The 12,744-nt window shown below is 60.9% G+C and carries 11 protein-coding genes; 3 read left to right on the top strand and 8 right to left on the bottom strand.

Annotated elements, in window-relative coordinates; translation table 11 throughout:
• Positions 1–207 precede the first annotated feature (207 nt).
• Positions 208–1,446, bottom strand: coding sequence for an acyl-CoA dehydrogenase family protein (locus ACRC4F_RS01340; protein WP_438657749.1), 1,239 nt, complete (start codon positions 1,444–1,446; stop codon positions 208–210).
• A 328-nt stretch (positions 1,447–1,774) separates the two neighbouring features.
• Between ACRC4F_RS01340 and sfnG the strand changes: the two genes are divergently transcribed.
• On the top strand, positions 1,775–2,866 hold the full coding sequence (sfnG, locus tag ACRC4F_RS01335; RefSeq protein ID WP_438657748.1) for a dimethylsulfone monooxygenase SfnG: 1,092 nt from the start codon (positions 1,775–1,777) through the stop codon (positions 2,864–2,866).
• 122 nt (positions 2,867–2,988) lie between these two features.
• Here sfnG and ACRC4F_RS01330 read toward each other — a convergent pair whose 3' ends face one another.
• Positions 2,989–3,465 (bottom strand): DUF1348 family protein, encoded by a 477-nt coding sequence (locus tag ACRC4F_RS01330; RefSeq protein ID WP_438657747.1) that lies wholly within the window; start codon positions 3,463–3,465, stop codon positions 2,989–2,991.
• 56 nt (positions 3,466–3,521) lie between these two features.
• On the bottom strand, positions 3,522–4,085 hold the full coding sequence (locus tag ACRC4F_RS01325; RefSeq protein WP_438657746.1) for a TetR/AcrR family transcriptional regulator: 564 nt from the start codon (positions 4,083–4,085) through the stop codon (positions 3,522–3,524).
• 216 nt (positions 4,086–4,301) lie between these two features.
• Between ACRC4F_RS01325 and pssA the strand changes: the two genes are divergently transcribed.
• Positions 4,302–5,645, top strand: a complete 1,344-nt coding sequence (gene pssA, locus ACRC4F_RS01320; protein ID WP_438657745.1) for a CDP-diacylglycerol--serine O-phosphatidyltransferase — start codon at positions 4,302–4,304, stop codon at positions 5,643–5,645.
• A gap of 3 nt (positions 5,646–5,648) precedes the next feature.
• Here pssA and ACRC4F_RS01315 read toward each other — a convergent pair whose 3' ends face one another.
• The 5 genes from ACRC4F_RS01315 to efeU form a co-directional block, all read right to left on the bottom strand.
• Entirely contained in the window at positions 5,649–6,818 is a 1,170-nt protein-coding gene (locus ACRC4F_RS01315) for an MFS transporter (RefSeq protein WP_438657744.1), read from the bottom strand.
• A 191-nt stretch (positions 6,819–7,009) separates the two neighbouring features.
• A complete protein-coding gene (gene efeO / locus ACRC4F_RS01310; protein ID WP_438657743.1) occupies positions 7,010–7,834 on the bottom strand; it encodes an iron uptake system protein EfeO in 825 nt (274 codons plus the stop codon).
• Between the two features lie 24 nt (positions 7,835–7,858).
• Positions 7,859–9,157 (bottom strand): iron uptake transporter deferrochelatase/peroxidase subunit, encoded by a 1,299-nt coding sequence (gene efeB / locus ACRC4F_RS01305; protein ID WP_438657742.1) that lies wholly within the window; start codon positions 9,155–9,157, stop codon positions 7,859–7,861.
• An 18-nt stretch (positions 9,158–9,175) separates the two neighbouring features.
• Positions 9,176–10,375 (bottom strand): iron uptake system protein EfeO, encoded by a 1,200-nt coding sequence (efeO, locus tag ACRC4F_RS01300; RefSeq protein WP_438657741.1) that lies wholly within the window; start codon positions 10,373–10,375, stop codon positions 9,176–9,178.
• An 8-nt stretch (positions 10,376–10,383) separates the two neighbouring features.
• Positions 10,384–11,235 carry an iron uptake transporter permease EfeU gene (gene efeU / locus ACRC4F_RS01295; RefSeq protein WP_438657740.1) on the bottom strand — a complete coding sequence of 284 codons (852 nt, stop codon included), beginning with the start codon at positions 11,233–11,235 and terminating at the stop codon, positions 10,384–10,386.
• A 375-nt stretch (positions 11,236–11,610) separates the two neighbouring features.
• On the opposite strand from efeU, the gene ACRC4F_RS01290 reads away from it, so the two are divergent.
• Positions 11,611–12,627 carry an AraC family transcriptional regulator gene (locus tag ACRC4F_RS01290; protein WP_438657739.1) on the top strand — a complete coding sequence of 339 codons (1,017 nt, stop codon included), beginning with the start codon at positions 11,611–11,613 and terminating at the stop codon, positions 12,625–12,627.
• Positions 12,628–12,744: the final 117 nt, after the last annotated feature.

The following is a 12,744-nucleotide window of genomic DNA, read 5'->3' as shown; positions in this document are numbered from 1 at the left end:
ACCAGAAACGGTTAATCGGGCATTTTTATGAGTGTTCACTCGGGGCCTCCGGGTACTTGGTTTGGTTCGCACCTCCAATTTTCCGGAAAAGCCCCGAGTGAACAACCTACAGAGAGATCACAGCTAGCTCCCACATTGGGCCTGTGGCGTTCACAAATCCCCTGTGGGAGCGAGCCTGCTCGCGATGACTGACTTGAGGGCACTACATCACTTGCTGGCAGGCCCATTCCCGATCTGCCACACAAACGGCGGCTCCGTCCCGTTGATCGTCCAGTCCCCGACAATTCGCGCCTTGTAAATCAGTGGATTGTGCGACGACACCGTCCGCGCATTGCGCCAATGCCGGTCCAGCGATTTGCCCTCGCGAACATCCGAGGCCCCTAGCGCATTGAACAACTGCGTGGTCGCCCGCAGGATCAATTCAGAAACCACTCCTTGTGCCTTGGCCGACTCGATTTCCGCCGCGACATTTGCCGCCTGCTCCAGCAGCTCATCACCTGAGAACCGCGCCAGATACGCCCGTTGCGCCGGTTGCGCGGCCTTCAAGGCACTCGCTTCGGCGGCGTACACCCACGCGGCGATGTCACCGACCACTTGCTGAACCTGCGCATCCTGGCTGACGTGCTGCGCATTGCCGTGGCTGTAAATCCGTTTGCGCTCGCGCACCTGATGCGCCACATCGCGCAATGCCGCGCGGCCAATCCCGGCCAGGGTGGCGAGCAACACCAGCTGATAAAACGCGGTCTGGTATTTGAAGCGGGTGGCGAAGTCGAGGATGTTTTCGGGGTCGACTTCGGCGTCGATAAATCGCGAGGTGCCGCTGCCGGTGGTGCGCTGGCCGAAACCGTCCCAGTCATCGCTCTGCACGATCCCGGCCTGGCGGGTGCGGACTGCGGCAATCACGTCGGCGCCGGTATCGCTGCGCTGGGCATACACGTCGATCCAGTCGGAAAACAGGCTGCCGGTGCTGTAGAACTTCTCGCCATTGAGCCGCCACTGATCGCCGTGGGGCGAGACTTTGGTGATGACGTCGCCGATCGCCACACTGCCGATTTCCGTCCAGGCGTTGCCGACGATGTCACCCTCGACGAAGCGCTTGAACCACAGATCCCGGCTCGGCCCCGGCGGCGAGTTCAAGCGGTCCTCGACAAAGGCGAAATGCCCGCGCAGTGCCTGCGGCACGTTGGAATCGGCCTCGGCCAACTCAATCAGCAACTCGAACAACTGCGGCAGCGATGCACCGCCACCGCCATATTCCACCGGTACCCGCACGGCGCCGAATCCGGCGTCCTTGAGCCATTGAATCGGCTCGAAGGGCAGGCTGCGGGACTGTTCGCGCTCGACGGCACCGGCGGCGATGCGCTGGAAGATCGGACGGAATCTTGAGGCCAGTGCCTCATAGTCAGTGCCGATGGACAGAGGGTTGATGATTTGGTGTTCGGTCATGGGAGGGTTCCTTGGGCAGTGAATGCCAAAAGAGATTGCACGGACCATGCCTGGCGCTTCACGCCAGGATTTGCGCGGCGTGGTCGATTTCCAGGTGCGCCCAACTGTTGCTCAACCAACAGCGCATCCGCAAATTGCCCCAGACACACCGATATGTGTGGCGAGGGAGCTTGCTCCCGCTTGAGTGCGCAGCGCTCACAAGAATTTGGGGGCCGCTGCGCAGCCCAGCGGGAGCAAGCTCCCTCGCCACAGGTATCTTTCAAGAAATCAGTACTGGCACGGTTGCTGCTCTGCCCCAAGGACTTCCCAACATCCCGAGGACATGCCTATGAGTCAGCAAGCCGTCAAATTTGCCTACTGGGTGCCGAACGTCAGCGGCGGGCTGGTGGTCAGCAAGATCGAACAACGCACCCACTGGGGCATCGACTACAACCGCAAACTGGCGCAACTGGCCGAAGAGGCCGGGTTCGAATACGCCCTGACCCAGATTCGTTTCACCGCCGGTTACGGCGCTGAGTTCCAGCACGAGTCGGTCGCCTTCAGCCATGCGCTGCTGGCCGCTACGACCAAACTGAAAGTGATCGCCGCGATCCTACCGGGGCCTTGGCAGCCGGCGTTGGCGGCCAAGCAACTGGCGACCATCGATCAGCTGACTAACGGCCGGGTGGCGGTGAATATTGTCAGCGGCTGGTTCAAGGGCGAATTCCAGGCGATTGGCGAACACTGGCTGGAACACGACGAACGTTATCGCCGTTCTGAAGAGTTCATCCGCTCGCTCAAAGGCATCTGGAGCCAGGACAACTTCACCTTTCGCGGTGACTTCTACCGCTTCGACAACTACAGCCTCAAGCCCAAACCGCTGGGCCAGCCGGAAATCTTCCAGGGCGGCAGTTCGCGTGCCGCGCGGGACATGGCGGCGCGAGTGTCGGACTGGTACTTCACCAACGGCAACACGCCGGAAGGCATCAAAGCCCAGGTCGACGACATTCGCGTCAAGGCCGCCGCCAATAATCATTCGGTGAAAGTCGGCGTGAATGCGTTTGTCATCGCTCGCGACACGGAAGAAGAAGCGCGGGCCGTATTGGCACAGATCATCGATCAGGCCGATCCGGAAGCGGTAAATGCCTTTGGCGATGCGGCGAAGCAGGCGGGCAGGGCGTCGCCAGAGGGCGAGGGCAACTGGGCGAAGTCGACGTTTGAGGATCTGGTGCAGTACAACGATGGCTTCAAGACCAACCTGATCGGCACGCCGCAACAGATCGCCGAACGCATCGTGGCGTTGAAGGCGGTGGGCGTGGACTTGGTACTGGCGGGGTTCCTGCACTTTCAGGAAGAGGTGGAGTATTTCGGCAAGCGGGTGTTGCCGTTGGTGCGCGAGCTAGAGGCCGAGGCGGGCGTGAAACAAGCCGCGGTCGCCTGAGCACCACCGAAACACTGTGGGAGCGAGCCTGCTCGCGATAGCGATATGACAGACAACTAATGTGTTGAATGCTAAGACGTCATCGCTAGCAGGCTAGCTCCCACATTTGGATTTATGTGAAGTTACAGACCGAGGTCGGACAGGCTCGGATGATCATCCGGGCGGCGCCCCAGCGGCCAGTGGAACTTGCGGTCGCTTTCCTTGATCGGCATGTCGTTGATACAGGCGAACCGGTTGGCCATCAAACCGTTCTCGTCGAACTCCCAGTTTTCGTTGCCGTAGGAACGGAACCAGTTGCCCGAATCGTCGTGCCATTCATAGGCATAACGCACGGCGATGCGATTGCCGGTGAAGGCCCACAGTTCCTTGATCAGGCGGTAATCCAGTTCCTTGGCCCATTTGCGGGTCAGGAAACCTTTGGCTTCTTCGCGGTTGTAAGCGAACTCGGCGCGGTTACGCCACTTGGTGTCCAGGGTGTAGGCCAGCGACACCCGTTCGGGGTCGCGGGAGTTCCAGCCGTCTTCGGCCAGGCGAACTTTTTCGATGGCCGATTCACGCGTAAACGGCGGCAATGGCGGACGAACTTCAGTGTTGGACATTTAAAGTCTCCCTCTCAAATTAAAGTTCAAGCAAGTTGTCGGGCTTGGTGTAAGTGTTACAGGTCCAATAACTTTCGCGCCATGCATTGCGCATTATCGGCGGCACTGTGATCACCCATCACAAGCGCTACGGTAATGGCACCGTCGATCAGGATCAGCAGCTGTCTGGCCAGCGTCTCCGGGTCGGTAGCGCCATGTTCGGTACAGAGCTCGCACAGGTAGTCGAGCAACTTCTGTTTATGGTCTTTGGCGACCAGGCGGACCGGGTCTTGCGGGTCGCCGGTTTCGCCGCTGGTGTTAATGAATGCGCAGCCGCGGAAGCCTTCAGAGGCGAACCAGGCCTTGAGCACGGTAAACAGGTTGAGCAGGCGCTCGGCCGGGGTTTCAGCCTGGTCGACTGCACTTCTGTACCAGTGCATCCAGCGCACGTCGCGCCGTTGCAGGGCGGCGACGGTCAGCTCCTCCTTGTTGGCGAAGTAGCGGTAGATACTCTTTCTGGAGACGCCGGCGGTTTTCACCAGAAGATCCATGCCGGTGGCTGCGATGCCACTTTTGTAGATCAACTTTTCTGTGACATCCAGAATGATGTCGCGTGTGTCGTTGCTTGTGATTTCGTTCATGTGGCGAACAGTAGAACGATCGTTCTCCTTGGTCAAGCGGATATTTGCAGCGCCTGAAGAATTGCTATCGCCAGCAGGCTGGCTCCCACAGTTGAAATGCATTCCCCTGTGGGAGCTAGCCTGCTAGCGATGAGGCCATTACAGACGCTCACAAGACCCAGGCTGATCCATGGTGTAAGCTCTCGGACTATTCGGAATTGACCCATTGCGAGCCCTATGCCGTCGCTTTTCAAACGCTCTCTGCTGCCTAAACTGCGCAGTTTTCCGCTGACCGCCGATGCCGTCACCATCCTGTCCGGCGCTGCCGAGTTCCGTCGTTGCCTGCTGGAAAAAATCGCCAGTGCCACCCAGCGCATCTACATCGTCGCGCTGTACCTGCAACAGGACGAGGCCGGTCAGGAAATCCTTGATGCCTTGCACGCCGCCAAACTGGCGCGTCCGGAACTGGACGTGGTCGTGGTGGTGGACTGGCTGCGCGCCCAGCGCGGCTTGATCGGTGCCGGCAAACAGCCGGGCAACTCGGCCTGGTATCAGGAAGCGACGCGCACCCACGCCAGCGAAGTGCCGGTGTACGGCGTGCCGGTGCAAACCCGGGAGCTGTTCGGCGTGCTGCATTTGAAAGGCTTCGTGATCGACGACTGCGTGATCTACAGCGGCGCGAGCCTGAACAACGTTTACCTGCACAAATTCGACAAGTACCGCTACGACCGTTATCACCTGCTGCAGAACGCCGCGCTGGCCGATTCCATGCAGCACTTGATCCAGCACGGCCTGGTTGCCTCCAAAGCGGTGCATCGCCTTGACCTGCCGAACCTGCCGACCACCCGCAGCCTGCGCAACGACATCGGCGATTTGCGCAGCCGCCTCAAGCACGCGGCGTACGACACCACGGCCGGCAGCACGCAGAAGGGTGGATTGTCGGTCAGTCCGTTGCTCGGTGTCGGCAAGAACAACCCGTTGAGCCGGGTGATCTGCGAATTGATCGCCAGCGCCCAACATCAGCTGACCATCTGCACGCCGTACTTCAACCTGCCGCTGGCGGTGACCCGGGAAATCAACCGGGCCCTGGGCCGTGGCGTGAAGATCGACATCGTGGTCGGCGACAAGACTGCCAACGACTTCTACATCCCGCCGAGCGAACCGTTCAAGGTGATCGCGGCGCTGCCATACCTCTACGAGATCAGTCTGCGGCGCTTCGCCAAACGCCATCAGCACAGCGTCGACAGCGGCAAGCTGAACCTGCATTTGTGGAAGGACGGCGACAACACCTACCACCTCAAAGGCATGTGGATCGACAAACGCTACACCTTGCTGACTGGCAATAACCTCAACCCACGGGCATTCCGACTCGATCTGGAAAACGCGCTGCTGATCGACGACCCGAAAGGCGAGTTGCTGGAGCCGCGCAGTAAGGAGCTGGGCGAGATTTTCCAGAACACCACGCGCATCCAGCGTTATCAGGATCTGGAAACCCTGCTGGAATACCCGGCGGCGGTGGCCAAGTTTCTCAAGCGCGTCAGTCGGGTGCGGATCGAGCGTTTGCTCTATCGCATCCTGTAAGGCTCAGTGCTGCCGGGGCTGCGGCCACAGCGCTACCAGCAGCAACAGCGCAGCGGCCACCAGATAGGGCAGACGCGGTTCGATGTCGTAGATCAACGTCGCCGCCAACGGTCCGATCACCACGCCAAAGCCCTGCGCGGCACCAATGGAACCGGCGGTGGCGCCTTGTTCCGAAGCGTCAACCGCGTTGGCCGCCAGTGCGGCGAACGATGGAAAGATCAGGCCCATCCCGCCCGCCGACACGAAAAAGCACAGCCATAAACCCCACGCAGCATCCGCCAGGATGCTGCCGGCAAACCCCACGGCCGCCACCAGTGCGCCCGCGCGGATCAGCCGCAGCGGCGGCCATTCGAGCCGGCGCACCACCAATTGCGAACAGATCAGTGCGAAACCAACCATGGTCAAGGCGATGCCAGCGGTCTGCGCAGCGTCGGCCGGGCTCATGCCGAGTCGGTCGAGAGCGAAGAAGCCGACAGTGATCTGCGCAATCGATACGCACAGCATCGCCACGAACGCGACAGCCATTGGGCGACGCAATCGTGGATCGTTCAGATGAACCTTGCGTGGCGCTTGCCGCAGGTGCAGTTCCTGACCCTTGAGCTTGTAATGCAGCACCACAAACGCCAGCAATGGCAAGATCGCCATGGCGTAGAACGGCAGGCTCAGGCTGAACCGTGACAACAACGCCGCAATCGCCGGGCCGATCACCAGGCCGCAGGCGTTGGCCGCGCCCAGGGCTGCCATGGCTTTGGCGCGGTGTTGCGGTTCGATGTTGTCGGCGATCAGCGCATTGCCACCGACCGGAATCGCGGCATAGAACACGCCGATCAGGCCGCGTCCGATCATCAACCCGATAAACCCCAGCAGCGCCGACGGCAGAAACCGCAACGAGGCGTCGATGAACAGGCACAAGGCCCAATAGGCGAGGGTGAAACCAGCCGTGGCGATCAACAGAATCCGGCGCCGGCCATAGCGGTCGCTGGCCTGGCCCCAGGGGCGGGCGAGCAGCATCCAGATCACCCCGGACACCGTCACCGCCGCGCCGGCCTGCCAGGTGGCCAGGCCCAACACCCGGGCAATCGGCCCGATCAGGGAGACGAACGCCATCATCGACATGGAACAGGCCATGTTGGCGACCATCAATGGACGCAGGTCGAAGGCAGGGGTGGTCATGGGTGAGTCTTCCGTGAGCGTTTGTTATTGGCGGGGGATGTTAGCGCGGGTCAAGACAGCCAGGTGGAAAATAGGTGACTGTGATAATGCAATCGCGAGCAGGCTCACTCCCACACTGGATTTGTGATCGACACAAAACCCCTGTGGGAGCGAGCCTGCTCGCGATGGGGCCAGCTCAGACGCTACAAAAATCAGTTCAAACCCAACTTCCCACGCAAAGTGGACAAATCCTCCGCCAACGTATTCACCGGCCCGACCAACGCCTTGCGGTCATTCTCTTTCACCTTGTCATACGTCTCAAACCCGCCATCCCTGGTTTTGTACTTCGCGAGAATCTTGTTCACGCTGGCAAAGTTCTTGTCGACCTTGGCAATAAACGCCGCGTCCTGTTTCTCGATCTGCGGACGGAACAAGTCGACGATTTTCTTCGCGCCGTCGATGTTGCCCTGGAAGTCATACAGGTCGGTGTGGCTGTAGCGATCTTCTTCACCGGAAATCTTGGTCGCCGCGACTTCTTCCAGCAACGCAGCGGCGCCGCCGACAACTTTCTCAGGCGGGAAAGTCAGGCCGGCGACGCGGGTCTGCAGGTCTTTGACGTCTTTGTTCAAACCGTCAGCCAGTTCATCCAGACCCTTGGTGCTGTTTTCCGAGAACAGCGAATACTCGATGCGATGGAAACCGGTGAAGTCTTCGGCTTTCACGCCTTTTTCGTGGTCATCGACACGGGAGTCGATGGACGCATCGAGGTCACTGAACAGCTCGGCAATCGGCTCGATCGACTCGTAGTAAACCCGGGTCGGTGCGTAGAGTTTTTTGGCGGTGGCCAGGTCACCTTTTTTCACTGCATCGGTGAACTGCTGGGTGTGGCTGGCCAGCTCATCCAGCTGCTCGGTGACGTAAATCTTGTAATCCGAAATCGGCTGCACCAGCTCCAACGGCGCCGTCGCCGCGAAAGCCGAAAGCGGGGTATTGAGCAAGCCAAGGGTCAGCAATAACGCGAGTGGCGACTTTTTCATGGGACGGTTCCGTGTGGGGGTTGATCAGGTGGTTGTTTTTGGAGAGGTAGCGTCAAGCAGCGAGCGACCGATGAAGTCCTTCTCGCCCGTCACACCTGGCAGGGTGAAGAAGTAACCGCCGCCGACCGGCTTGAGGTATTCCTCCAACGGCTCGCCGTTGAGTCGGGTCTGCACGGTGATAAAGCCTTTTTCCAGATCGGCCTGGTAACAGATGAACAACAGGCCCATGTCCAGCTGGCCATTCTTGTTCACGCCGTTGGAGTAGTTGAACGGCCGGCGCAGGATCAGGTTGGCCTGGGTCGCGGCGGTGCGCGGGTTGGCCAGGCGGATGTGCGCGTCGAGTTTGGTCAGCTTGCCTTCCGGGTCCTTGGTGTAATCCGGGACCTGGGTTTCATGCTCGCCGCCCATAGGCGCGCCGGTGCTTTTGATGCGCCCGAGGATGCTTTCCTGTTCCTGCAAGGGCGTGCGGTCCCAGCGTTCGACGAAGTTGCGGATGATCCGCACCGCCTGGTAGCTGCCATTGGCCGCCCACGCCGGTTCGTCGCTGCCCGGTTGCACCCAGACGAGGCTGTCCATGGCCTTGGCGTCGTTGGAGTCCGGGTTCGCCGAGCCATCGCGAAAACCCAGGAAGTTGCGCGCGCTCTGCGCCGGCACACCGGGTTTCGCCGGGGCCTGTGGCGGTACGCTGCCTTCCTGTTTCCAACGCACCAGCAGCAGGTCCGGCAGGTTCTTCACGATGTCGCGCAGGGCGTGGATATTGGTGTCGGTGGTGTTGGCGCAGAACTGCAGACTCAGGTCGCCGTGGCAGCAATCGGCTTCCAGTGCATCGTTGGGAAAACCGACCATGCGCATCAGCCGTTTCGGTTTCGCAGCGGCCAGGCCGAAGCGCTCGTCGAACAGCGATTCACCCACCGACACGGTTATCGTCAGGTTGTCCGGCGTGACCACCGGACCGAGGATGCCTGAATCCACCGGCGGCAGTTTCGGATCGACTTGCGCCACCGGGCCGCCCTGCATCAGGAAGGCGATGCGCTCATTCAGCGTGTGGAACAGCCGCTCCAGGTCCTCGCGATCACTGGCCAGCACATCAAACGACACCAGCATGCCCGACGCCGGACGCGGGGTGACGATGCCGGTCTGGTGTTTGCCGTGGAACGCGTGGCGGTCTTCGGTCTTGTCGCTGCTCGGCGCTTCGGTGACTTGCGCGGGGCTCGCGGCCATCGCCGGGCAGCTCAGTGCGGAGCCTGCCAGCGCGACACCGGCGGCGCCCATGCCCATCAAGACACGGCGACGCTGAAGATTGAAGTGTTCTGAATCGTTCATCGGTATTGAGTCTTCTGCTTAAAGGCCGGACAGGCCGAGGGCGGGATCGATTCCATCGAGTGCGTCAGTCAGCGCCTTGGCCTTGTCGGCGATCTGTTTGCGCTGTTCGGCGGTGACCGTGTCGTAGCTCGCGTAGCCGTCCTTGACCTTCAAACCGTTGAGTTCGGCGTCAAGGGCAGTGATCGCGCTGTCGATCTTCGGCAGCAACTCGGCAGCGGTGTTGCTCAGCAACGGGCGCAACAGGTCGACGACTTTGCGCGCAGCGAAGAGGTTGGCGGCGAACCCGTTCAGGTCGGTGTGGCTGTAGCGTTCTTCTTCGCCGCTGCTGGCGCGCACATCGGCGAGGCTGTGGAGATTGCGCACGACAATGCTCACCAGTTGCTCTGGTGGCAGCGACTGGGCGAGCAGTTGCTGTTTGAGCGTGGTGACGTCGCTGCTCAGGCGCTGGGCAATCGGCGTCAGGCCGTCGAGGTTGCGTTGCTGGAACAGCGCATATTCGATCCGGTGGAAACCGCTGAAGGACGGATCCTGCTCGCGTTTCTCGAAGTAATCGGCGCGGGCGTTGATCGCGTTGTCCAGTTCGGCCAGGCGCTGGGCGGCCGGGGCGATCCGTTGATAGGCGGCGCGAGCGGGCACATATAGCGCTTGTGCCTGGCTCAGGTCACCGGCGGCAATGGCTTGCTCAAGGGCGGCGACGGCGTTGATCAGTGCGCTGCCCTGGCTGCTCAGGTACACGCGGAATTCCGACAAAGGCCCCACGAACGCGACCATCGACGGTTTGGCCTTGGCCGCCGCGTCGGAGGCGGCAGTCGGCGTCACGTGCAAGGTGCCGCGCGGGTTGCTCAGCAATCCGCAGGTGATCGCGTAGTCGCCGGGCAGCAGGTTGGCGTTGATTACCTGACTCAGGTCCGGCGCGATGTTTTCCCGTTCTTCGACCACCAGCACGCCATCGAGGATTTCCCATTCAACGGCCCGGTCCGAGCGGTTGACGATGCGGAAACTGGCGCGGCCCGCCGGAACGGTCAGCGCATTCGGTTCGCAGTTGTGCGAGTGAATGGTCACCACCACCTCATCGTGGTGGGTCTGACGCTTGGCTGCGGCCATTTTCGAGGCGTAGTAGAACAGGCCACCGGCGGCGATCATCACGATCACCGAACCGGCCACCGCCCAGCGCAAGGCGCGGGGAGGCGAAGCCTGGGGAGGGGCTTGATTTGGCATGGGTGCCCTTACTGGCTGGAAACGGAAGAGGGTTGTTCAACAGGTGCCGCGCCGGGAGCCGGAACCGGGTAAAAAAACATCACCAGCGCCACCACCAGGTAAATCAGATAAGCCCCGAGGGTGCTGACCGTCGGCGCGTCCTGATAGCCGAACATGCCGGCCAGCACCGAGCCCACCGGGCGATCCATTGGTAGCGTCGTACTGAAGTCAAAGAGCACGGTTTGCAGGTGATTCCACACCCCGGCTTCATGCAGTGCCTGCACCGAGTTGGCGAGAATGCCCGCCGCCACCACCAGAATGAACAGACCGGTCCAGCGAAAGAACGCGCCGAGGTTCAGGCGCATGCTGCCGGTGTAGATCAGAAAGCCGACGATGATCGCAAGGATCAGACCGAGCAGGGCGCCGATCGGTGCCGCCGGACCTTCGCTTTGCTGGAACACCGCGAGCAGAAAGAACACCGTTTCCAGACCTTCCCGGGCCACGGCGAAAAACACCATGGCGATCAGCGCCGTCACTTGGTGCTTAGAGCCGGTCAGCGCGTGATCGAGGGAGACGTGCAGCGAGTGCTTGATCGAACGCGCCACTTTGCGCATCCAGAACACCATGGAGCTGAGGATGCCGACGGCCACCAGCCCGACCACGCCTTCAAACAGTTCCTGTTGTTTCTGCGGAAATTCGGCGCTGACCAGTTCCAGGCCACCGCCAACCAGCAGGGCCAGCGCCACGGCAAGGAACACGCCGATCCAAACGGCCGGCATCCACTGGCCACGACCGGTCTGCTTGAGGTAGCTGGCGATGATGCCAACGATCAGCGCGGCTTCAATGCCTTCGCGCAGCATGATCAGAAAAGGGACAAGCATTCAGCACCGACTCGGAATTAGATAGGGTGCTAATTTGTAACATAATGACACTCATTCCCAAATGGCATTCATTGACATTTACCTGAACCTAACCTGAACAACTCTAAACATCACTCAAATCCCCTGTGGGAGCGAGCTCGTGGCGAGGGGATTTATCCCCGTTCGGCTGCGAAGCAGTCGTAAAACCATCCTGTGCGGAGTACCTGACCCACCTCAATATTCGATTCTTGGGGCTGCTTCGCAGCCCAACGGGGATAAATCCCCTCGCCACAAGCCCGCTCCCACAGGGATTTTCGCTACCCATAGGATCTGCATTGGGCTGACGGCTGCGCTAATATGCCCGCACTCAAACAAGAACAAGGCCCACCTCGCTCAATGTCGGAAAAAGACACCATCGCCATTCAACTGGTGCGCGAAGCCCTGTTGCAAAGCTGCGCCCCCGGAGCCGCCACCGACGAGGTGTTGAACAAGGTCGGCATCGATCCGGCGCTGCTGCAAACCAGCGATGCCCGGGTGCCCGCCACTGCCTATGCGCGTTTGTGGCGCTTGTTGGCCCGGCGCGGGGACGATGAGTTTTTTGGCATGGACCCGCGCAAGCTCAAATCCGGCAGCCTTGAATTTCTCTGTCGCAGCTCGATGATCCAGCCAAGCCTGGCGGCGGGCCTGGCGTCGGGCCTGAGCTTTCTGTCGTTGATGCTCGAACGCATGCCCGCGCAGTTGGTTCGTCAACAAAGCCTGGCGGAAATCGTGTTGCTGGAAGACGACCAGGATCCGCGCCGCGCCTTCACCTATTTCACGTACTGGATGATCGTCCACGGCGTCGCCTGTTGGCTGGCCGGACGGCGCATACCGATCCTGGCCATCGAACTGCGCTGCCCGGAACCGGATTTCTGCGCTGACTATCAGGTGATGTTTTCCGAGAACCTGCGATTCGACCGGCCGCGCACGCGGATGATTTTTTCGGCCGATTGCCTGGACCTGCCGATCAAGCGCAGTCCTGAAGAATTGAAGCGTTTCCTGGCCCACGCGCCGGCGAACATTCTGGTCAAGTACCGCGACCCGGAAAGCCTGGCGAGCAGGATCAAGCATGACTTGCGCCAGTTGCCCGCCGAACAGTGGCCGGAGACCGAACCGCTGGCGCAACAACTTTGCATGTCCGCCTCGACCTTGCGCCGTCGGCTGGCGGAGGAAGGGCAGACCTACCAAGGGCTCAAGGACAGCGTGCGCAAGGAGTTGGCGATTGTGTGGCTGGCCGAGCCGCACATCAGCTTTGCCGAAATTGCCACGCGGTTGGGGTTTGCCGATGCGAGTTCGTTCTACAAGGCGTTTCGCAAGTGGTCGGGGTCCAATCCTGGGCATTACCGGAGCTTGATCCTGAACGAAGCACACTGAGCCTGGTTCTGTGTTGACAGGGCTGACGCCATCGTCGGAACGCCGCCCGGAGCAGGCTCGCTCCCACAGTGGTTCTATGGCGTACACAAATCCCGTGTGGGAGCGAGCCTGCTCCGG

Origin of the sequence: Pseudomonas sp. (assembly GCF_051660785.1) — a bacterium.
GTDB lineage: Bacteria > Pseudomonadota > Gammaproteobacteria > Pseudomonadales > Pseudomonadaceae > Aquipseudomonas.
The sequence above is the reverse complement of the archived record's forward strand: the minus strand, read 5'-3'. Positions and strand labels throughout refer to the sequence as shown.

Coding starts and splice junctions, on each gene's coding strand:
- ACRC4F_RS01340 (WP_438657749.1), bottom strand. CDS start 1,446: ATGACCGAACACCAAATCATCAACCCTCTGTCCATCGGCACTGACTAT.
- sfnG (WP_438657748.1), top strand. CDS start 1,775: ATGAGTCAGCAAGCCGTCAAATTTGCCTACTGGGTGCCGAACGTCAGC.
- ACRC4F_RS01330 (WP_438657747.1), bottom strand. CDS start 3,465: ATGTCCAACACTGAAGTTCGTCCGCCATTGCCGCCGTTTACGCGTGAA.
- ACRC4F_RS01325 (WP_438657746.1), bottom strand. CDS start 4,085: ATGAACGAAATCACAAGCAACGACACACGCGACATCATTCTGGATGTC.
- pssA (WP_438657745.1), top strand. CDS start 4,302: ATGCCGTCGCTTTTCAAACGCTCTCTGCTGCCTAAACTGCGCAGTTTT.
- ACRC4F_RS01315 (WP_438657744.1), bottom strand. CDS start 6,818: ATGACCACCCCTGCCTTCGACCTGCGTCCATTGATGGTCGCCAACATG.
- efeO (WP_438657743.1), bottom strand. CDS start 7,834: ATGAAAAAGTCGCCACTCGCGTTATTGCTGACCCTTGGCTTGCTCAAT.
- efeB (WP_438657742.1), bottom strand. CDS start 9,157: ATGAACGATTCAGAACACTTCAATCTTCAGCGTCGCCGTGTCTTGATG.
- efeO (WP_438657741.1), bottom strand. CDS start 10,375: ATGCCAAATCAAGCCCCTCCCCAGGCTTCGCCTCCCCGCGCCTTGCGC.
- efeU (WP_438657740.1), bottom strand. CDS start 11,235: ATGCTTGTCCCTTTTCTGATCATGCTGCGCGAAGGCATTGAAGCCGCG.
- ACRC4F_RS01290 (WP_438657739.1), top strand. CDS start 11,611: ATGTCGGAAAAAGACACCATCGCCATTCAACTGGTGCGCGAAGCCCTG.